The 20,614-nt window shown below is 68.5% G+C and carries 17 protein-coding genes and 3 tRNA genes; 10 read left to right on the top strand and 10 right to left on the bottom strand.

Translation table 11 applies throughout. The features are described from left to right. Positions 1-3 precede the first annotated feature (3 nt). On the top strand, positions 4-687 hold the full coding sequence (locus AB0J62_RS25475; protein WP_363875959.1) for a glycerophosphodiester phosphodiesterase family protein: 684 nt from the start codon (positions 4-6) through the stop codon (positions 685-687). 222 nt (positions 688-909) lie between these two features. Further along, the gene (locus AB0J62_RS25470; protein ID WP_363875956.1) at positions 910-2,100 is read left to right on the top strand and encodes a Gfo/Idh/MocA family oxidoreductase; all 1,191 of its coding nucleotides are present in this window, start codon (positions 910-912) and stop codon (positions 2,098-2,100) included. On the opposite strand, the gene AB0J62_RS25465 is transcribed toward AB0J62_RS25470, so the two are convergent. After that, positions 2,097-2,477: a VOC family protein gene (locus AB0J62_RS25465; protein ID WP_363875953.1), complete on the bottom strand. Its 381-nt coding sequence runs from the start codon at positions 2,475-2,477 to the stop codon at positions 2,097-2,099. The genes AB0J62_RS25470 and AB0J62_RS25465 overlap by 4 nt on opposite strands. Positions 2,478-2,603: 126 nt before the next feature. On the opposite strand from AB0J62_RS25465, the gene AB0J62_RS25460 reads away from it, so the two are divergent. Continuing rightward, positions 2,604-4,193, top strand: coding sequence for a phosphodiester glycosidase family protein (locus tag AB0J62_RS25460; protein WP_363875950.1), 1,590 nt, complete (start codon positions 2,604-2,606; stop codon positions 4,191-4,193). On the opposite strand, the gene AB0J62_RS25455 is transcribed toward AB0J62_RS25460, so the two are convergent. Together AB0J62_RS25455 and AB0J62_RS25450 are read right to left on the bottom strand one after the other, a co-directional pair. Then, entirely contained in the window at positions 4,183-4,626 is a 444-nt protein-coding gene (locus AB0J62_RS25455; RefSeq protein WP_363875947.1) for a hypothetical protein, read from the bottom strand. The genes AB0J62_RS25460 and AB0J62_RS25455 overlap by 11 nt on opposite strands. After that, positions 4,623-5,321 carry a GntR family transcriptional regulator gene (locus AB0J62_RS25450; RefSeq protein ID WP_363875944.1) on the bottom strand — a complete coding sequence of 233 codons (699 nt, stop codon included), beginning with the start codon at positions 5,319-5,321 and terminating at the stop codon, positions 4,623-4,625. Before AB0J62_RS25450 ends, AB0J62_RS25455 begins: the two co-directional genes overlap by 4 nt. A gap of 121 nt (positions 5,322-5,442) precedes the next feature. Here AB0J62_RS25450 and AB0J62_RS25445 point away from each other — a divergent pair, with 121 nt between their 5' ends. From AB0J62_RS25445 to AB0J62_RS25415, 7 genes are read left to right on the top strand one after another with little or no spacing between them, the layout of a single operon-like run. After that, entirely contained in the window at positions 5,443-8,157 is a 2,715-nt protein-coding gene (locus tag AB0J62_RS25445; RefSeq protein ID WP_363875941.1) for a UxaA family hydrolase, read from the top strand. Between the two features lie 11 nt (positions 8,158-8,168). Next, complete coding sequence (locus AB0J62_RS25440) at positions 8,169-9,062, top strand: fumarylacetoacetate hydrolase family protein (protein WP_363875938.1); 894 nt, start codon at positions 8,169-8,171, stop codon at positions 9,060-9,062. Then, positions 9,059-10,510, top strand: a complete 1,452-nt coding sequence (locus AB0J62_RS25435) for an aldehyde dehydrogenase (NADP(+)) (protein WP_363875935.1) — start codon at positions 9,059-9,061, stop codon at positions 10,508-10,510. The genes AB0J62_RS25440 and AB0J62_RS25435 overlap by 4 nt, the downstream gene beginning before the upstream one ends. Then, the gene (locus AB0J62_RS25430) at positions 10,507-12,312 is read left to right on the top strand and encodes an IlvD/Edd family dehydratase (RefSeq protein WP_363875932.1); all 1,806 of its coding nucleotides are present in this window, start codon (positions 10,507-10,509) and stop codon (positions 12,310-12,312) included. Before AB0J62_RS25435 ends, AB0J62_RS25430 begins: the two co-directional genes overlap by 4 nt. A gap of 59 nt (positions 12,313-12,371) precedes the next feature. After that, positions 12,372-13,613 (top strand): DUF2088 domain-containing protein, encoded by a 1,242-nt coding sequence (locus tag AB0J62_RS25425; RefSeq protein ID WP_363875929.1) that lies wholly within the window; start codon positions 12,372-12,374, stop codon positions 13,611-13,613. Beyond that, a complete protein-coding gene (locus AB0J62_RS25420) occupies positions 13,613-14,479 on the top strand; it encodes a U32 family peptidase (protein ID WP_363875926.1) in 867 nt (288 codons plus the stop codon). Before AB0J62_RS25425 ends, AB0J62_RS25420 begins: the two co-directional genes overlap by 1 nt. Then, a complete protein-coding gene (locus AB0J62_RS25415) occupies positions 14,476-15,855 on the top strand; it encodes an FAD-linked oxidase C-terminal domain-containing protein (protein WP_363875923.1) in 1,380 nt (459 codons plus the stop codon). Before AB0J62_RS25420 ends, AB0J62_RS25415 begins: the two co-directional genes overlap by 4 nt. A gap of 11 nt (positions 15,856-15,866) precedes the next feature. Here AB0J62_RS25415 and AB0J62_RS25410 read toward each other — a convergent pair whose 3' ends face one another. The 7 genes from AB0J62_RS25410 to AB0J62_RS25380 all read right to left on the bottom strand — a co-directional run bounded on the left by AB0J62_RS25410 (position 15,867) and on the right by AB0J62_RS25380 (position 20,406). Then, complete coding sequence (locus tag AB0J62_RS25410; RefSeq protein ID WP_363875920.1) at positions 15,867-17,777, bottom strand: heparinase II/III family protein; 1,911 nt, start codon at positions 17,775-17,777, stop codon at positions 15,867-15,869. Positions 17,778-17,979: 202 nt separating this feature from the next. Next, a complete protein-coding gene (locus tag AB0J62_RS25405; RefSeq protein WP_134110201.1) occupies positions 17,980-18,171 on the bottom strand; it encodes a hypothetical protein in 192 nt (63 codons plus the stop codon). A 71-nt stretch (positions 18,172-18,242) separates the two neighbouring features. After that, positions 18,243-18,333, bottom strand: a tRNA-Ser gene (locus tag AB0J62_RS25400). 41 nt (positions 18,334-18,374) lie between these two features. Beyond that, on the bottom strand, positions 18,375-19,520 hold the full coding sequence (locus AB0J62_RS25395; protein ID WP_363877011.1) for an RtcB family protein: 1,146 nt from the start codon (positions 19,518-19,520) through the stop codon (positions 18,375-18,377). Between the two features lie 75 nt (positions 19,521-19,595). Beyond that, positions 19,596-19,668: transfer RNA gene (locus AB0J62_RS25390), tRNA-Gln, on the bottom strand. Between the two features lie 34 nt (positions 19,669-19,702). Next, complete coding sequence (locus AB0J62_RS25385) at positions 19,703-20,149, bottom strand: HNH endonuclease (RefSeq protein ID WP_134110198.1); 447 nt, start codon at positions 20,147-20,149, stop codon at positions 19,703-19,705. Between the two features lie 184 nt (positions 20,150-20,333). Next, a tRNA-Arg gene (locus AB0J62_RS25380) sits at positions 20,334-20,406 on the bottom strand. Positions 20,407-20,614 lie beyond the last annotated feature (208 nt).

Raw genomic sequence — 20,614 nt, 5'->3', positions numbered from 1 at the left:
GTCGTGATCATCACCGGGCATCGCGGTGCGCTGGGGACGGAGCCGGAGAACACGCTGCGTTCGTTCCGCCGGGCGGTCGCGGACGGCTGCGACGAGATCGAGCTCGACCTGCGGGTGAGTGCCGACGGGGAGCTCGTGATCATGCACGACGCCACCGTCGAGCGGACCACCTCCGGGTCGGGCGAGGTCGCCTCGTTGACGCTTGCGCAGCTCCGGTCACTGGATGCCGGCCTCGGCGAGCTGGTCCCGACCTGGGCCGAGACGGTCGCTGCCGTCGACGTCCGGATCCAGGCGGAGATCAAGGCCGAGGCCGCCGTACCGCTGCTCGCCCAATGTCTGAAGTCGGACCCAGCACTCGCCGCCCGGACGCTGGTCACGTCGTTCCATCCCGAGATCCTGCTGGCGATCCGGGAGGCCTTCCCGGACGTGACCACCGGTCACATCTTCGGCCGTACTCCGGACATCCCCGACGTAATCACCCGCACCCGAGCTGCCCACGCCACCTGGTCCCTCTGCGGCATCACCGGCCTCACCCCCTCCGGCGTCAGCGAACTCCACGCCGCCGGCCTGTCCGCCACCGCGTGGCCGGTCCCCGACCCCGAAACCCTCGCCACAGCCGTAGCGCTCGGCGTCGACGGCATCACCACAGACAACCCCCACCTACTCACCCCACCCCACACCCGCTGACCGCCCACACCTCGCGCGTCCGAGCAGCACCTTGAGCACCCGTCAACCGTTCCGCCGCGACGAAGATGGTTGGTGGGCGCCCAAAGTCGGATCGGCCCGCGGGGGACCAGGGGCCATCACCGCGCGCACAGCGCGCCGCCGGAGGGGTGTGGGCTGGGGCACACGTTCCAACGTGTGAATTTGTTCTTCCGTAGAACATAAATGTGTGATTGCCTAGCGTGCATGGGAATCAGCATCGGTGTGGTTGGCGCCGGACAGTTTGCTCCTTCGTTCTTGCGGCTGTGGTCCGCGCACCCGGATGTGTCCGAGGTGCGGCTGACCGACGTGATCCCGGAGCGGACCGCGGAGATGGCCGCCCAGCAGGGCATCGCAGTCACGCACGCGTCGTTCGAGGAGATGCTCGAGTCGGACCTGGACGCGGTCGCGATCTTCACGCAGCGCTGGCTGCACGGGGAGATGGCGATCAAGGCGCTCGAGGCCGGCAAGCACGTGTACTCGACGGTCCCGATGGCGATCGAGGCGGACCAGATCGCGCGCATCATCGAGCTGGTCAAGGAGACCGGCCTGACGTACGTGATGGGCGAGACCAGCTTCTACTACCCGTCCTCGGTGTACTGCCGGCAGAAGCTCGCCGAGGGTGCCTTCGGGCGGGTGTTCTACTCCGAGGGTGACTACGTCCACGACATGGACCTCGGGTTCTACGCGGCGTACCAGTACTCCGGCGGCGACGACTGGAAGAAGACCGCGTCGTTCCCGCCGCTGCTCTACCCGACGCATGCCGTCGGCAACGTTCTCTCGGTGACCGGTCAGCACGCCACGCACGTGTCGGCGATCGGCGTCAAGGACGACCGCGGCGACGGTGTCTTCGACAAGGACGTCAGCCAGTTCAACAACGACTTCTCGAACGCGACCGCGCTCTTCAAGCTCGCCGACGGCGGCATCATGCGGACCAACGAGATGCGCCGCGTCGGGTACCCGTCGCACATCCGCGAGTCGCGACTGCGCGTGTTCGGCACCGAGGGCAGCTTCGAGCAGCTCGCCACCACGACGCTGTGGCAGAACAAGCAAGGCGTCGAGGACGTCAGCCACCTGATGGAGACGAAGCCGACCGGCGACGACGCCGACCTGGCGAACGTAGACCCCGCGCTGCGCGACGCGTTCCGCTCCGGTCTCTCCCCGGTGCACGACCGCTCCCGCCTGCCGAAGGAGTTCGACGGCCTGCACAACGGCCACGAAGGTTCGCACCACTTCCTCGCCGACGACTTCGTCCGCGCGGTCGCCGACAAGACGCTCCCGCCGATCAACGCCTGGGTCTCCGCCCGCTACACCCTCCCCGGCATCGTCGCCCACCAATCCGCGCTCCAGGGCGGCGTACAACTGGAAATCCCGGACCACGGCGACGCACCTGCCTAGAGGTAGTTGCTGAGCTCGATCAGGTTTCGATCGGGGTCGCGCAAGTACACGCTGAGGATCGGCCCGGTCGCGCCAGTACGCTCGACCGGGCCTTCCTCGATCTCGACGCCTTGCGCAGCCAGCTCGGCTTGGATCTGCGCGATCGGCTCGTCGACGATGAAGCACAGGTCGGCGGTGCCGGGGCCGGGGTGCTCGGCTTTCGGCTCAAACTCGTGCCGTGCCTGATGCAGGTTGATCTTGCTGCTCCCAAAGGCGAGCGCGCGTCGGCCGCCCTTGAAGCTCACCGGCTCCATCCCCAACACCCGTTGGTAGAAGTCGACGGTCACGTCGACATCCGCAACTGTCAGAACAAGGTGATCCAGCCGATCGACACGCATCTAGCTGAGGCTAGCTGTCGACAGGGTTCTCGTACTGCGGTGGCCCGCTGGGGTGATGTTTGTTGTTCAGGAACGCGACGCTCGGGTCAGGTTGCGACAGGGGAGGGGGGAACGTAGGAACGTCCTATGACCCTGCGACGTCTGGGCCTGTCCGCCCTTTGCCTTTCCCTGACCCTCGGTGGCGCGACCGCTGTTGCCACCCCGCCGACGCAGCATCTGCCGCTCGGACCGGACAACCTGACCGAGACCCGCGACACCCGCACGCTCCAGCCGGGCGTCACGCTGACGACTATCGTCCGCGGCAAGACCGACACCAACGCCGGCTGGACCGTCGAGATCGCGATCCCCTCCTCCTCGCCCGACCCGGACGCGCCCGCGGCCGCGATCTCCGACCAGGCCGCCGCGAACAAGGCCGCTGACAAGCTCCGCGCCGCGGGCCTCGAGCCACGCGTCGAGGATGTGCCGACGCCGCGACTCGCCGACGCGGGCGGGGGCAGCCTCGGATACCGCGTCCGACTCGGACTGTTCGCGAACAAGGCCGACGCCGACGCCCTGCGGACCAAGGTGATCGCAGCCGGGCTCAGCGGATCGAGCATCTACACCGGCTGGGACGGCGAGCCCGACGACATCGCCGGCTCGACCGGTCCCTGGCACGTCCAGGTCCTGACGATCGACCCGAAGACGTTCCACGGCAAGTTCGACGCGACGTACGGCCCGGACATCGAGCAGCGCGAGACGACCAGCACGCTCGCGACCCTGACCGGTGCGACGGCCGCGATCAACGCCGGCTTCTTCGTCCTCGATCCGAAGTCCGGAGCGCCCGGCGATCCGGCCGGCGTCGGTGTATACGACGGACGCCTGGTCAGCGAGCCGACCAACGGCCGCCCGGCCCTCGTGCTCGGCCCGCACGGCACCTCCGTCGAACGCTTCACCTGGCGTGGGGAGGTCCGCGGCGTCGGCAAGCCGCTTCCGCTCGACGGCCTGAATCGCGTGCCCGGGCTGATCCGCAACTGCGGCGGTACTGCGGATGACCTGCCGACCGCGAAGCCGATGCACGACACGACCTGCACCGACGCGGATGAACTGATCGCCTTCGACGAGTCGTACGGCGTCGCCACGCCCAGCGGACCCGGCGCCGAGGTGGTGCTCGACCGGCGCGGGATCGTGACCGCGGTCCGTCCGACGACGCGCGGCGGGGCGATCCCTGAGGGTGGGCGAACCGTACAGGCGATCGGCAATCTCCTGGCGCCGCTGCTGGCTGCCGCTCGAGTTGGCAAGCCTTTGACGGTCCGCTCGACCTTGCTCGACCAGCACGGTCGGCCGGTCCCGCTGTCCCGCCGTACGACGATCGTCAACGGCGGACCGGAGCTGGTCCGCGACGGGCAGATCCATGCGACCGCGGCCGCGGACGGGATGGTGCAGGACACGGCGAGCTTCTACTACGGCTGGGTCCACAAGCGGAACCCGCGCACGATCGCCGGCGTGGACGACCGCGGCCGCACGGTGCTGATCACCGCCGACGGTCGCAACGTCAACAGCCTCGGCCTGTCGATCTCCGAAGCCGCCGCGGTCGCCAAGTCGTTCCACCTGACCGAAGCGATCAACCTCGACGGTGGTGGGTCCACGACGATGGTTGCCGATGGCAAGGTGTTGAACACGCCGTCGGATGCGGCCGGCGAACGCCCGGTCGGCGACGCGCTGGTCATCACGAAGTAGGTGTGTCGCGTGCGGGGGTGGTCCGCCCCCGCACCGCGATCCGATCAAGGTCCGGCCAGGGCAATATGCGCACCTCAACAACAGCTCGCCCCTCGAGCTCGGCTCGCAGCAAACGGTGCACACCGTCCAGGATCGTGATCCGCTCGTCGGGGCGTCGTACGACGTCCAGCGGATGACGCAGATCGTCCGCCAGGGTGCGTTCGTACTGGTCCCGATACGTCACCGGATCCGCCGCCACCTCCCGAGGCGTCACTTGAAACGGACGTCCGCCGTACGCCCAGAACGGCAGCTCGAGGTGATGTGCCAAGGCGGCGACGGAGAACTCCACCACCGGCAGGTCGAGGGCGTGCAGCAGCTTGAGGTCCCAGTGGAAATCCAGGATGTACGCCGCGAGCTCCGGCGGCACCGCCAGTGGGAACGGGCGTCGGGTCATTCGTAGATGCGGCGGAGGCGTAGCGTCATTGAGTTTTCGATGTGTTGGGTCATCGCGGCTTCCGCGGCCGCCGGGTTGCCGGACGTGATCGCCTCGACCAGCATGCGATGTTCGGTCAGCACCTCCGGGCCGATGTCGCGGTCGTAGTGGAGCCGGAAGATGTGCAGGTGGCAGTGGGTGCGTTCGAAGGCCAGGCGGACCTGCTCGCTCCCCGACAGCGACGCGATCAGCGAGTGGAACCGGTTGTCGTGCGCGGTGAGCGACTTGTACCCGGCGTAGTCGACCGACGTCGGCTCGACCGCGTTCGCCAACTCGGCCCGCAACAGCTCGCGCCCCGAGGAAGAGATCAGCTCGGCGGCCCGCCGCGCCGCCCACGGCTCGAGCAGCAGCCTGAAGCGGTACAGATCGTCGAACCCCTCCAGCGTCAACAGCGGCGTGGCGCGATAGCCCTTGAGCGGCTCCTTGACCGCCAGCCCCTCCGACTCCAGCCGCGCCAGCGCCTCCCGGACGGGCGTCGACGACACCTGGAACTCCCGCGCCAGGCCGTCGATCGAGATCCGGGCTCCGGGCCGGATGACGTGGTCCATCAGCATCGTCTTGATGGCTTCGTACACGTCGTCGGCGAGCATCTGCCGCCGCAGCACTCGCCGGTCCACCGGCGATACCGGCTCCATCGGCCCCAACGCCTCCGCCATCAGCTGTCTCCGGAATCTGGTCGCGCCCTTGACCCCACCGGGCAGGTTTCGGCAGGGTAACACTGGTAATCATGCATCATGCACGATTCCGCCCGGAGCAAGCTATGGGAAGGCGCGAACGATGGTGAGGTTCGAAGAGATCGGCGTTCTGCCCGAGCCCGGGGACAACGTCGCGATCGCCTCCCGGCGGCTGGAGGCCGGCACCGAGGTCGAGTTGGACGGTACGACGGTCACGCTGCCGCACACCGTGCTCGAAGGGCACCGCTTCGTGGTCGCCCCGACGAGCACCGGCGATGCGCTGACCTCGTGGAACACCGCCTTCGCCCGGGCGTCTCGCGACCTCGTCCCCGGTGACTACGTGTGTACGCCGACCAGCCTCGCCGCTGTGAGCGCCCGCGGCGTCGAGGGCCTGCCTGAGGTGCCGAGTGCGACCAACGAGCCGCTCGACCCGTACGAGCTGGACGAGTCCGCGCTGAACTTCGGCACCCAGGTGACGAGCGTCGAGCAGCCGGGCACGTTCCTCGGATACCCGCGTGAGCAGGGCCCGGCCGGCACGCGCAACCACGTCGTGCTGATGGCAACCAGTTCGCGCAGTAGCGGGTTCGTCACGGAGCTCGCGCGGCGCTTCGACGGCGCGGCGGCCGGCGATGGCGTGGTACCGGTGGCACACACCGAGGGCGGCGAGGACGAAGTACCGAACAACCTGCATTTCCTGCTCGCCACGCTGGCCGGCTTCACGCTGAATCCGAACGTCGGCGCAGTGCTGATCGTCGACACCGAGGGTGACGTCGTCTCGGGTGAGGCGATCAAGAACTTCATGGCCGAGAACGGCTACCCGTCGATCAAGGTGCCGCACGCGTACTTCACCCGGAAGGCCGGCTTCGAGCACGACCTGACGGTCGCGGGTGCGCTGATCGAGCCGTGGCTGCCGATCGTCGACGCGCAGCAGCGCCAGGAGGTCCCGCTGGCGGATCTCAAGATCGCGCTGCAGTGCGGCGGGTCCGACGCGTTCTCCGGCATCTCGGCGAACCCACTGGCAGGTCAGGTCAGCGCCGAGCTGATCCGGCACGGCGGTACGGCGGTGCTCGCGGAGACCGACGAGCTGATCGGCGCCGAGCCGTACGTGCTTAACAATGTCCGCGATCTCGCGACCGCGAAGAAGTTCCTCGCCACGATCAAGTCGTTCAAGGAACGTGTCGGCTGGCACGGCCACACCGCCGAGGGCAACCCGTCCGGCGGCAACGTGTACCGCGGGCTGTACAACATCGTGCTGAAGTCGATCGGTGCCGCGCGCAAGCTTCCGCGCGAGGTCCGGCTCGACCACGTCATCGAGTACGGCGAACCGCTGCCGGGCAGCGGCTACATCTTCATGGACAGCCCGGGCAACGACCTGGAATCGGTCGCCGGCCAGATCGGCAGCGGCTGCAACCTGATCTTCTTCACCACCGGCAACGGCTCGATCACCAACTTCCCGTTCGTGCCCACGCTCAAATTCGTCACGACCACCGCCCGGTACGAGCGCCTGCACGCCGAGATGGACGTTGACGCGGGCAAATATCTGACCGGTACGCCGATGGCGGACCTGACCGCGGAGACGTTCGACCTCACGATCCGGGTCGCGTCGGGAGAGAAGAGCGCGGGCGAACGCGCCGGCCACAGCCAGGTGTCGATCTGGCGGAACTGGAAGCAGGTCGGCCCGGTCGAGGGAATCTCGATCACCACCGACGGCCGGATGAGCCGCAAGCTCACCGACCTCCCGGCCGAGGACCGGGACGCTCCGCTCGACGGCCTGCCGCACCACGGCCTCACCTCGGACAGCCGGACACCCACGGCGCTTCTGCGGGTCGACGACCGGTTGGTGCCCGAGGCGGTCGGCCTGATCCTGCCGACGAGCCTGTGCTCCGGTCAGATCGCGCTACGCATCGCGGCCCAGGCGGAGTTGGATAAATGGGCCGGTGACGCGGTCACGCGCATGGTCGCGCTGCCGCACACCGAGGGCTGTGGCAGCAGTGGTGGCGCGTCCGAGGAGACGTTCGCGCGGATCATGCTCGGGTACCTGTTGCACCCGAACACCCGAATGGCGCTGCTGCTCGAGCACGGCTGCGAGAAGACCCACAACGACTACTTCCGCTCGCGTCTCGTCGAGGCCGGCGCGGATCCGTCCCGCTTCGGCTGGGCGAGCATCCAGGCCGACGGCGGTCTCGACGCGGTCGGTGGCAAGGTCAAGGACTGGTTCAGCAGCTTCCAGCTGGCCGCGCCGGTCGATGAACGCGGAGACCTCGGCGCGCTCACCGTCGGGCTCGAAGCACGAGGTCCGTTCTCGGACGCGACGGCCGAGGCGCTCGCGCTGATCGGCCGCGAGATCGTGGGCTCGGGTGGCTCCGTCGTACTGTCATCGCGTGGCGCACTGTTGGCACATGACGGGTTCCGTACTGCGGCGTTCGGGTCCGCGGAGCCGGTCGGGCCGACCGTCGCGCACGGGCAGCGGTTCGCCGCGCCGGGGTGGCACGTGATGCGAATGCCGGGGACGGACTGGATGGAGACCGCGACCGGGTTCGGTGCGACAGGCGTCCAGCAGATCCTCGCGCACGTTGCCGGCGGCACCTTGTCGGCGCAGCGGTTCGTGCCGGTCGTTGAGTTCAGCAACGATCCGGAGACGGTCGCGACGTACGGCGACGACCTGGACGCGGTCGCCACCGGTGACGCGGCCGAGCAGGCGCGGATCGGGCTCGACACCATCGCCGCCGTCGCGAGCCGCCGGCTCGTTCCCAAAGCTGTTGCCTCCGGCAATGTCGGTTTCCAGATCACCCGTGGTCTGCTCGGCACCTCGATGTGAAAGGCCTGTCAATGCACTTGGTCCGATATCTGTCCCCGGTGGACGGTCGCCCGATCCCCGGTGTGCGCACCGGTGACACCGTGGCGTCGCTTCCCGGCATCAACACCTTCGCGGAGTTGCTGCAACTCTCGCTCGAGGATCTGCAAGCCGCGGTCGGCAAGCTCGGGGAGGGCGAGCCAGTGGAAGGGCTGAAGTTCCTGCCCCCGCTCGACGGGCGGGGTGAGGTGTGGTGTGCGGGCGTGACCTACGAGCGGTCGCGCGGGGCCCGGATGGAGGAGAGCACCGAGCAGTCGGTGTACGACAAGGTCTACAGCGCCGACCGGCCCGAGCTGTTCCAGAAGGCGCCGGCCTGGCGCGTCGTCGTGGACGGCGAGCCGGTTGGCATCCGGACCGACTCCGGTCACGACGTCCCCGAGCCGGAGCTCGCGGTAGTTGCCAACAGCCACGGTCAGATCGTCGGGTTCACGGTCTGCAACGACATGAGCTCGCGCTCGATCGAGGGCGTCAATCCGCTGTACGTGCCGCAGGCGAAGCTGTTCGCGGGCGGCTGCGCGCTGGCGTCAGGAATCCGTCCGGCGTGGGAGGTCTCCGATCCGAAGAACCTCGCCATCCGGCTGGTGATCGAACGGGACGGCGCGGAGGTGTTCTCGGACACCACCTCGACGGCGAAGCTGGTGCGGGAGTTGCAGGACCTGATCGACGTACTGTTCCTGCCGAACGACTTCCCCGACGGTGTGATCCTCGCGACCGGCACCGGGATCGTTCCCGAGCTGGACTTCGCGCTCGCCGAGGGTGACGTCATCACGATCACGATCGACGAGGTCGGCACCCTCACGAATACCGTGGCGGTAGGCAGGGAACCGTTCACGTTCCTCGCGACCGACAACCTGGAGGGAATCCGATGACGCACGACACCACGCCGGCTGAGCTCGAGCAGGCGCTCGCCGCCGCGGCAGCTGCTGCGCCCGCGTTCGGTGTGTCCGAGCCGGGCGTGCGGGCCGGGTGGATCCGCGCCGTCGCGGACGCGCTGGATACGGCGTCCGACGAGTTGGTGCCGATCGCGATGCGCGAGACTTCGTTGCCTCAGGCCCGGCTGGCCGGCGAGGTCGCCCGGAGTACCGGCCAGCTGCGGATGTTCGCGGACGTGCTCGAAGAAGGTTCGCTACTGGAAGTCATCATCGACACCGCCGATGCGCAGGCCAAGCCGGTACCGCGGCCGGATCTCCGTCGCGTCCTCGTGCCGCTCGGGCCGGTCCTGGTGTTTGCCGCCAGCAACTTCCCGTTCGCGTTCAGCGTCTGCGGCGGCGACACCGCCTCCGCGCTCGCGGCCGGTTGCCCGGTGATCGTCAAGGCACATCCCGGACACCCGGAGCTGTCCGCGCGGACCGCCGAGGTGATGATCGAGGCGCTGAAGACTGCCGGAGTACCGGACGGAACGTTCGGCCTCATCGCGGGCTTCGACGTCGGTGTCACCGCACTGAAGGACCCGCGCATCACCGCGGCCGGCTTCACCGGCTCGGTCCCGGCCGGCAAGGCGCTGCACGAGATTGCCGTCACCCGGCCGGAGCCGATCCCGTTCTACGGCGAGCTCGGCAGCCTCAACCCGGTCTTCGTCACGCAGGCTGCGATCGATGCTCGGGGCAAGGACATTGCCGCCGGGTACATCGGCTCGTTCACCCTCGGTGTCGGACAGTTCTGCACCAAGCCCGGACTGCTCTTCCTGCCGACCGGCCACGGCCTGCAAGAGCAACTCGTCGAGGCAGTCGGCGGAGTCGCCGAGGCGCCGATGCTCAACGACCGGATCAGGGACGGCTTCAGCTCCGGTCTCGACCGCCTCGAAAAGGTCGACGGCCTCCGCGTCTGGTCGAGCGGCGCCGCGACCCTTCTGCAGACCACGGTCACCGAGCTACTCGCCCGCCGCGACGAGATCCTCGAGGAGTGCTTCGGTCCGGTCTCCATCGTCGTCGAGTACGACGGGGCCGACCAGCTGAAGGCAGCCATCGAGGCATTCGAAGGGAATCTGACCGCGACTCTTCACGCGGAGGAGTCGGACGCCGACCAAGCACGAGAGCTCCTCCCGCTGCTGACGGCCCGGGCAGGTCGCGTCTTGTGGAACGGCTGGCCGACCGGCGTCGCGGTGAGCTGGGCGCAGCACCACGGCGGCCCCTTCCCGTCCACCGTCGGCTCGATCCACACCAGCGTCGGCGTGACGGCGGCCCGCCGGTTCCAGCGCCCGGTCGCATACCAGGACGCTCCCGACGCGGTGCTTCCCGACGTACTCAAGGACTCGAACCCGGCCGGCATCAGCCGCCGGGTGAACGGAACCGTGACCACAGACGAGGTGTCGCGATGACTGACGAACCCACCCCGGAGAAGACCGGCACGCTCGGCGAACCGGGACGCCCGGATGCGCCGATCGGGCGCCGGAGTTTCGACCACTGGTTCGGGGAGAAGGACCGCAACGGGTTCATCCACCGGTCGTGGATGCGAGCCCAGGGCTTCACCGACGAGGTGTTCGACGGCCGCCCGGTGATCGGCATCTGCAACACCTGGTCCGAGCTCACGCCGTGCAACGCGCACCTGCGCCGGCTGGCCGAGTCGGTCAAGCGCGGGGTCTGGCAGGCCGGCGGGTTCCCGCTCGAGTTCCCGGTGATGTCACTCGGCGAGACGATGCTCCGCCCGACCGCGATGTTGTTTCGGAACCTACTCAGCATGGACGTCGAGGAGTCGCTGCGCGGCAACCCGATCGACGGCGCCGTGCTGCTGACCGGCTGCGACAAGACCACGCCGGGATCGATCATGGGCGCCGCGAGCGTCGACCTGCCGACGGTCGTGGTGACCGGCGGTCCGATGCTGAACGGCAAGTTCCGCGGCTGCGACATCGGCTCGGGTACGGCGGTGTGGCGGTTCACGCAGGACCGCAACGCCGGCCGGATGTCCGAGGAGGACTACGCGGCGGCCGAGTCCGGCATGTCCCGCAGCAACGGGCACTGCATGACGATGGGTACGGCGTCGACCATGGCCTGCATGGCAGAGGCGCTCGGTCTGCAGCTGACCGGGTCGGCAGCCATCCCGGCGGTCGACTCGCGGCGGTACTCGATCGCGCAGCAGGCCGGTCAGCGGATCGTCAAGATGGTCGAGGAAGACCTCAAGCCGAGCGACATCCTGACCCGCGACGCGTTCGCGAACGCGGTCCGGGCGAACGCGGCGATCGGTGGTTCGACCAACGCTGTCATCCACCTGCTCGCGATCGCGGGCCGGGTCGGTGTCGAGCTGACACTCGACGACATGGACGAGTGGGCGCGCGGCGTACCGTGGCTGGTCGACCTGCAGCCGTCGGGCAAGTACCTCATGGAGGACTTCTACTACGCCGGCGGTCTGCCCGCGGTGATGAAGGAGATCCTGCCGCTGCTCAAGGCCGACGCGATCACCGTGACCGGCAAGACCATGGGCGAGAACGTCGCGCAGGCCCAGCGGACCGACTGGAGCGGGCAGGAGGGCGCGCCGGCTGCTGCCGTCATCCGTCCGGTTGGCGATCCGCTCGGCAGCGGCGCGGGGACCGCCGTACTGAAGGGGAACCTGGCGCCCGATGGCGCGGTGATCAAGCAGTCCGCGGCCTCCGAGCGGTTCATGCAGCACCGCGGCAAGGCGCTCGTGTTCAGCAGCATCGAGGAGTACGACAAGGCGGTCGAGGATCCCGATCTCGACGTCGACGAGGACACCGTGCTGGTCCTGCAGAACTCGGGTCCGCGCGGGTATCCCGGGATGCCCGAGGTCGGCAACATGACGATCCCGCGCAAGCTCGCGGAGATCGGCGTCGACGACATGGTGCGCATCTCGGACGCGCGGATGAGCGGTACGGCGTACGGCACCGTCGTACTGCATGTCACCCCTGAGGCGGCCGTCGGTGGACCGCTGGCGCTCGTACGGACGGGCGACTGGATCGAGCTCGACGTCGCGGCCCGGCGGTTGCACCTTGACGTGTCGGACGAGGAGCTCGAGAAGCGCCGCGCCGACTGGCAGCCACCTGCCCCGCAGACAGACCGCGGCTGGGCGCGCCTGTACGTCGACCACGTAACCCAAGCCAACCAGGGCTGCGACCTGGACTTCCTGGTCGGCCGGACCGGCTCGGCCGTCGCGCGACAGAGTCACTGATGAGCTGGGGACCCTTCGAGGCGGTTCGAGGACTCCGGCCGTCCGGCACGCTCCCACAGGTGACGCCGATCAGGCGGATCCTGACGGACGTGCAGACCTCTGCCGATCCGTACGCCGACGCGCGCGCTGCGCTCGAACCGCTTCGCGAACGGATCCTGCCCGACGCCCGGATCGCGGTCACCGCCGGCAGCCGTGGGATCCGCGACCTCGTGCCGGTGGTCAAGGCCGCTGTCGACTGGCTGAAGGACGTCGGCGCGGCACCGTTCGTGATCCCGGCGATGGGGTCGCACGGCGGCGCCACCGCGGACGGGCAGCGGGAGATGCTCGAAGGGCTCGGCATCACGCCGGAGTCCGTCGGCTGCCCGATCGAGGCGACGATGGAGACCGTGGTCGTCGGCACGCTGGACGACGGCACCGAGATCCACCACGACGCGATCGCCGCCAAGGCCGACGGCGTACTCCTGGTGAACCGGGTCAAACCGCACACCGACTTCCACGGACAGATCGAGAGCGGGATCGCGAAGATCCTCGCGATCGGCCTCGGCAACCATCGCGGCGCCGCGTCGCTGCACGCCGGCGGCATCCCGTCGCTCGGCGGCAACATCGAGGCGGCGGCCCGGATGGTCGTTGCGCAGGGCAAGATCCTCGGCGGTCTCGCGATCCTGGAGAACTCGCTCGACCAGACCGCGTCGGTCGAATTCGTCGAGGCCGACGGAATCGCCGGAGCTGCCGAGAACGCCTTGCTGCAAAGGGCTTCCAGCATGCTCGGCCGGTTGCCGTTCGACGAGCTCGACGTCCTGGTGATCGATGAGCTAGGCAAGGACAAGTCCGGCGCCGGGATGGACACCAACGTCATCGGTCGTTGCTGGGTGCACGGGATCCCAGAGTTCGAATCGCCGTCGATTGCGGCGATCAGCGTGCACTCGTTGACGCCCGCATCGCATGGGAACGCGTCTGGCCTCGGGCTCGCCGATGTCATCCCGGCGCGGTTGCTGGAGCAGATCGACCTGCGGGCGAGTTACGTGAACGCGTTGACCTCGGGCGCCGGCGGTGCGCGGCGCTCCCGGTTGCCGATGGTGATGGAGGACGACGAGGCCGCCGTACTCGCGGCTGTGACGATGTGCGGGCGACGGCATTGGTCCGAGCTGCGGCTGGCCCGGATCAGGGACACGCTGTCCCCGCACGAGTTGATGGTGACGCCGGCATTGCTCGACGAGGCGGCTGAGCGTTTCGACCTGGAGATCACCGGTACGGCGCGCGACCTGACGTCGGGCGGGAGCCTCGGATCCTGGAGCGAGTGATGAACCTTCGCGAAGCACGTGCCCTGCTCGCCGACCGCGGTTTCGCGCCGGGGGACACCTCGACCCGGACGTTCCCGGACGGGTCGCCGTACAAGGTCGAGATCCCTTCGTGTGAGGGGCCGCGGGTGATGACCGCGGTGCTCGAGGAGGCCAAGTCGCGCGGGATCACGATCGACCGGGTGTCGCAGGGCAGCGGCGTGATGATGCTGACCGACGGCGAGATCGAGGAGATGCTCTCGCTGGGCGCTTCCTCCGGTGTCGAAGTCTGCCTGTTCCTGGGGCCCCGCGGTTCGTGGGACATCGGCGGTCAGGCGAAGGTTTCGGCCGCTGTCGGTGGTGTTGCTCGGGGCAATGATCAGGTCGCGGCTTCGCTGTGCGACGCGTTCCGTGCGGTGGAGCTCGGCGTCAGGAGCTTGCTGGTCGGGGACATCGGCGTGCTGGAGATCATGGGCCGGCTGAAGGTCGAGGGCGAGCTGCCTGCGGATCTGGTGCTGAAGACCTCGGTGCTGATGCCGTTGCCGAACGCGCCGACCGCCCAGCTGTACGAACGTCTGGGTGCGACCAGCCTGAACGTATCGACGGACCTGCCGGTGCCGGTGCTCGCGGAGATCCGCTCGGTGACGACGGTGCCGATCGACATGTACATCGAGGTCCCCGACGACCAGGGCGGGCACGTCCGCTTCTACGACGTACCGGAGATCGTCCGCGTCGCGGCACCTGTCTACCTGAAGATGGGTCTGCGCAACGCCCCGAACATCTACCCGGTCGGAGCACACCTCGCTAGTACTGCGGAAGCCCTCGGACGGGAGCGTGTCCGACGGGCGGAGTTGATCCTACGGCTGCTGGCCGAACAGGATGAGGCATGACTGATGCGCTCGTAGCCCGGCTCCGGTCCGCGTTGGGGGACGCGGCGGTTGTCGACGATCCCGATGTGCTGGACAGCCACCGGCACGACCACGCGACGTTCTCGCCGGCCGGCGTGCCGCGGGTGCTGGCGCGACCGACCTCGACCTCCGAGGTCGCCGAGGTCCTGCGGGCCGCCGGGAGTTTCGGCGTACCGGTGGTAACTCAAGGGGCGCGGACCGGGCTGTCAGGCGCGGCGAACGCCATCGACGGCTGCTTGTTGCTGTCGACCGCGCGGATGAACCGCATCCTCGAGATCTCGGTCGAGGACCAGGTGGCCGTGGTCCAGCCGGGCGTCGTGAACGCGGACCTCTCGCGGGCAGTGCTGGAGAAGGATCTCTTCTATCCGCCCGACCCGTCGTCGTGGGAGATGTCGACGATCGGCGGCAACATCGCGACCAACGCCGGCGGGTTGTGTTGCGTGAAGTACGGCGTGACGTCGGACTTCGTGCGCGCCGTCGAGGTGGTGCTGGCGTCGGGTGAGATCGTCCGTACCGGGCGGCGTGCGGCGAAGGGCGTTGCCGGCTACGACCTGACCCGATTGATCGTGGGATCCGAAGGCACGTTGGGTGTGGTCACCGAGGCGACGCTCGCGTTGCGTCCGGCGCCAGAGGCCGCGCTGACCGCGGCGGCGACGTTCCGCTCGATCGAGGACGGGATCGCAGCCGCGGCGGCGGTGATGGCCTCGGGGCTGCGGCCGTCCTTGCTGGAGTTCCTCGACCAACCGACGCTGCGGGCGATCCAGGACTACCGCGATATGGGTCTGCCGGGCGACGTCGGCTCGATGCTGCTCGCGCAGTCCGATCGCGGGCCTCGCGCGGCCGAGGACGTGGCACGCATCGCGGCGATCTGCACAGAGCACGGCGCGATCGAGGTCGCGGAGGCCTCGGACGTTGAGGAATCCCGGATGCTGCTCGAGGCGCGCCGCCTGGTGAACTCCGCGCTGGAGCCGCTCGGGACCACGCTGATCGACGACGTGTCGGTACCGCGTTCGCAGCTCGTCGCGTTGCTGCGCGGGATCGCCGAGATCGGTGCGAAGTACCAGGTGCTGATCTGTTGCCCGGGGCACGTAGGCGACGGCAATATGCACCCGACAGTGGTCTTTGACCGCAACGACCCGGCGGCCGAGGAGCGAGGCCTGGAGGCGTTCGGCGCGGTGATGGAACTGGGCCTCCGCCTCGGCGGAACGATCACCGGTGAACACGGCATCGGCACGCTCAAGGCCGGCTGGCTCGAGACCGAACTCGGTCCGGTCGGCCTCGAGCTCCACCGCCGCATCAAACAAGCCTTCGACCCCGACAACCTCCTCAACCCGGGGAAGGTCCTTCAAGCCTTCTGAACCGCACGGCGTCAGGTCAGCCGGACCAGGGAGCCGCCCGCGGTGATGCCGATCGACGTGCGTACGCCGGCAACGCTCAGGTCGACCACGAACGTCGTACCCGACCAGCGGGTCGCGTAAGTGACGGCGCCGGTGGCCTTGACGGGAGCGATGAACGACAGGATCGACGCCGTGGTGCCGGAGCGCGCGAACATCAGTGTCGGCGCCGAGAGTCGGGTGTTGATGTTCGGGTAGGTCCAGCCCTGGATCGGGTTCGTCTGTGCCTGCTTGAGGAGGATCGCGCCGGGCGGCAGCGCCTGCCGGTACGGGACCTGGAACAGGATCGTCCGGGTGTTCTCGCCCGCCTTCGACGCCAGGGCGGTGGTCCGTGAGTACACGGTCGCCTTCTGGTCCGCGGGCAGATGCCACAGCGTCTGGAACTGCTGCGCGGTCTTCGACGACGCGCGGTCGAGCGTGACGATCAGGTCGGGGTTGTTCAGCACGAGTACTGCGCGGACACGGCTGATGCCGGCCCCCGGTACGTCGGAGAACTCGAAGAAGTCGGCGCCCGGCTTCACCTGGGACCGGGTCAGCTTGGTCGCGGGCAACGCGTCGGCCGAGAGCGGCGTCGTCATCGCGCTGCTGGCGAACGGGCTCTTCGCCCAGGTCCGCCAGACGTCGTTCTGGTAGCCGGCATGCCCACCGTCGATCAGGATGTCCCGGCCGCGGGCGGTGTAGGTCAGCGACGTGTGGTCACTGTGCCCGTGCAGTTGCCGCGTTGGCCCGTACCTGATGCTGTACGACGACTGGCCCGCGAAGTTGCTCCATCCGGAGCGGCCGAAGACGTAGCCCGCGGAGAACATGCCGACACGGTCCGTCGGGGCGACACCGGTCGCGCCCTGCGTTCCGGCGTACTCGAGCGGGGTGCCGGGGACGGGCGCCGTACGGACGACCTCGGAGTCGCCGATCTGGTGCAGGTTGCCGAGCGAGTTCGTTGCCAGCGCGAGCCAGTTGGCCAGCAGCGCCCGGCGCGCGGTGATCGTCGTACCGGGGTCGGCGCCGCACGCCCGCAGTACGTCGACGGCACGGCCCCAGAGGGAGTAGTTGAACTGCGCGTACGCCGTCGACTGTTCGTTGGTCGAGCCCTGGGCATCGATCGAGGTCGTGATGCCGGCGTTGAGACGCTGCTGCGCGAGCGTCATGTAGTCGGTGCGGTCGAGCGTGCAGCCGACGCCGAACAGCGCGATGCTCTCGTCGGTGCCGTGGTTCCAGGCGCCGCTCCAGTTGTTGACCAGGAACGTGGCGTGGTCCCGCAGTGCCGCGTCGAGCCAGGCGTACTGCGTCGGCAGGGTGTTGACGTTCAATCCGGCGAGGACTGCTTGCCGGGTGCAAATGATCACGTTGGTGCGGTGCATCGTCGACTCCCAGGCGCCGACGTCACCCTTCCAGGAGTACGGATTGTCGCGGACCCAGTCGTGAACGATCGCCGTCACGTGCTCGAGCGCCGCGGTGTCGCCCTGGCTCGCGGCAGTGATTCCTTGGCCGATCCAACGGAGTGAGTGGAACCACATGTACCAGCTGGGATTGCTGTACGGGTTCAGCTTCCAGTTGATGTTTCCCTTGCCGTCACCAACCTTGTACGGCTTGAACCCGCCCCACGTGTAGGTGTCCTGCATCACGGACGAGAGCGGTGTGGCGTCGTCGACCGTGCTGAAACCTGGGCAGGTGTAGGTGCCACCTGTTGCCGTGGTGATCGCTTGGGCGCTCTTCGCAGCCACAGCGGTCGCAGGGACCACGTTCGTTGCCCCTGGCACGAACTGCGCTGCCTCAGGCTCGGGAAGATCCGCGGCGATCGCGATCCCCGGCCCGGTCTGAGCCGTCGCGACACCGGTGGTGCCTGCGAGCCCCGCGGTAACGAGCCCGAGCACCAGTAACCATCTCATCATGCGTTTCCCCACCCACTCGCGCGCGGCCCCCCGGCCGGCGGTGACAACCTGTACAACCGCACGATGGTGAGTTGGTGGAGAAAGTTGCGATTAGCTCCTATGAGTTTCTGGCGACCTCGGCGAGCCGCCCGCCGTCTCCCCTGACGACGGCGGGCGGCGTAACCGGGTGACTACTCTTCGGCTGCTTACTCTTCGACGCTTACTCTTCGACCGAGATGACCCGGATCCAGTCGGAGCAGTCGGCCTCACACCACACGTGATCGCCCGCGTGGGCGATCCGGTCCCGCTGCACATGCCCGCAGGCGAGCTGCACCCGCCGCAACGCATGACCCTGCTTCACCGGAGCACCGGTCCTACCGCCGGGCACCCGCTTCTTCCTGAGGTCGGCCATAGCCGGTCCTCCTCTCACTTCTTGTTAGTTGCTGGTTTTGGCAGGGCGGCCGGTCGTTCCCGGCCGCCCAGCGGTGAGAGTGAGATTCGAACTCACGAGCCGACATGCCAGCCGACCGACGGTTCAGCAAACCGCTGCCCCTACCCACAGGCGGATCTCACCTGAGGTTCCTGCCGTCCACCCTCGGACGGCAGGAACCCGTTTCAGCCCTTGACGCAGATGACCTGCTTGAGGTGGGCGACGACCTCGACCAGGTCGGACTGGGCGGCAATGACGGAGTCGATGTCCTTGTAGGCGGCAGGGATCTCGTCGATCACCCCGGCGTCCTTGCGGGACTCGACGCCCGCGGTCTGCGCGACCAGGTCGTCGACCGTGTAGCGGCGCTTCGCCTCGTTACGGCTCATCCGGCGGCCTGCCCCGTGTGAGGCCGAGTAGAACGAGCGCTGCGAGCCGAGACCGCGAACGACGTACGAACCGGTGCCCATCGATCCCGGGATCAGCCCGAGGTCCCCGAACCCCGCCCGGATCGCGCCCTTGCGGGTGACGAGCAGATCGAGCCCGTCGAGGTGCTCCTCGGCCACGTAGTTGTGGTGGCACGAGATCGGCTGTTCGAACCGCACCTCGACCTCGAACGACTCCCGGACCGCCTGCATCACCAGTGCGAGCATGACCGCACGGTTCCGCGCGGCGTACTCCTGCGCCCAGGTGAGGTCCCGGCGGTACGCGTCCATCTCCGGCGTACCGGACAGGAACACCGCAAGGTCACGGTCCGGAAGGTCCGCGTTGTGCGGCAGCTCCCGGGCGATCCGCATGTGCCGCTCCGCCAGCTCCTTGCCGATGTTCCGGCTGCCGGAGTGCAGCATCAGCCACACGCGGTCCTCGTCGTCGAGGCACACCTCGATGAAGTGGTTGCCGCCGCCAAGCGATCCCATCTGCTGCTTGGCCTTGCGCTCGCGGTCCTGCACCCCGTCGTGCAGACTCGTGAACCCACCCCACAGCCGATCCCACGGCCGCGGGTCCAGCCCGAGCCGACCTACGCCGACCGGGTCCCCGTGCGAACGGAATCCGACCGGTACGGCGGCCTCGATCCGCGAACGGATGCGCGACAGGTCGTCCGGCAGATCCGCAGCCGTCAGCGAGGTCAGGACACCTTCCATCCCACACCCGATGTCGACGCCGACGGCAGCCGGCGAGACGGCCTGGTACATCGCGATCACGGACCCGACGGTCGCGCCCTTGCCGAGGTGCACGTCCGGCATCACGCGAACGCCGTGAACCCACGGCAGCGCCGCGATGTTGCGCAGCTGCTGCAGTGCCTTCGCGTCGACGTCGTACTCCTGAGCCCACATCAGTGTGGAGCTCTTCGCCCCACTCAGCTCGATCGGAAGCTCCACTGTTCCCTCCCCTTTGTCGTGTACGTGCAGCTGCCAGGGCAGGAGTCGAACCTGCGGGGCCTCGGGTCAGAACCGAGGGTGGGTCGCCGGCGCCCACCTGGCATCGCGCTCCGCCGCGACACCGGGTGGGTGTCGCGTCAGAGCGCTAACTCGGCACGGGAAGGGATCCACGGCTGCCACAGCAGTGGCATGCCGGCCTCTTCCGGTGTTCGCGAGCCCTTCTTCTCGTTGCACCCGGAGTGCGCGGCGACGGCGTTCAGCCACTCGCCGCGACCGCCACGTGATCGTGGGATCACGTGATCCATAGTGCTCGCGCCGGGCTTGCCGCAGTACGCGCAGAGGTACTTGTCGCGTTTCAGCACGCCTGCGCGCGTGTACTGCAGCCGGCCGGACGCATACCGCCAGTTCATCACGACGTACCGGACGAGACGTAGTACGCGGGGGAGGGGGAACGGTCCGATGCTGGCGCCGTCGTGGGCTTCCTCGACGACGGCGACCTCGCGGACGAGCATCCGGATGGCGTGCGGGATCGACACGACGTGCAGCTGCTCGTACGAGGCGTTCAGGACGATCACACCGCTCATCTGGGACCTCCTCCCTTCCAGTGTGCCCGACCCGGCGGTCCCAGGTCGGCGATCTCGGTACTGCGTGGTGTTGCGTCCGGCGACTGTGCGTGAGGCCGGCGTACTGAGGGTGTCCGGCGGGGCTCGAACCCGCTTCCTCCGGGGCCACGTCCCGGTGCATCGCCCGCTTCTGCCTCGGACACAGCACGCCCGGCAGGATTCGAACCTGCACCCCCGGCTTCGTAGGCCGGTGCTCTGTCCGATTGAGCCACGGGCGTTCAGTGCCCTGCGCCGGATGTCGTGCGGATTTCCGTCGCAGGGCACGCATACGGCGCCCGCTCGGCCGGTAGCAAGCATCCTGCGGGCGCCTAGGGGGTGTCTGACGGCTCCGCGCCTACTGCGCGGCACTCGGCACGGCACCTCGCCGCACGGGTGCAAAGGGAACGATGCTCCGCATCGACCCCTTCGCCCCCGCGCGCCGATGCA

The sequence above is a fragment of the Kribbella sp. NPDC049584 genome (assembly GCF_040675555.1).
Taxonomy (GTDB): domain Bacteria; phylum Actinomycetota; class Actinomycetes; order Propionibacteriales; family Kribbellaceae; genus Kribbella.
This window is presented reverse-complemented; position numbering and strand designations above follow the sequence as displayed.